This window comes from Neokomagataea anthophila (assembly GCF_018122595.1).
GTDB classification, from domain to species: domain Bacteria; phylum Pseudomonadota; class Alphaproteobacteria; order Acetobacterales; family Acetobacteraceae; genus Gluconobacter; species Gluconobacter anthophilus.
Map to the genome: position 1 here is coordinate 1 of NZ_JAGRQH010000179.1, position 228 is coordinate 228.

The 228-nt window shown below is 55.3% G+C and carries 1 pseudogene; it reads left to right on the forward strand.

The features are described from left to right. Window positions 1-228 (forward strand): annotated as a pseudogene (locus KB213_RS12415) (efflux RND transporter periplasmic adaptor subunit); the annotation flags it as partial.

Genomic DNA, 228 nt, shown 5'->3' on the forward strand with positions numbered 1-228 from the left:
GGCCTTTGATTTGGTGGAGAAATCATCTGCGTGGGTCACGGCTGTTGTACTGCCGGATTATGCGGAGCTGTTGGTTATTGGTGGTCGTTTGCGGGTTCGTCCTGCTGGACGGCCAGTGGCGCGTTTTATAGATGCGCGTTTGACCACGATTGATCAGTTGGCTGATCCCCAGACGGGGTTGGTACGTGTGATTGGGGAGTTGCCTGCGGGCGAAGGGAAAAATATGCC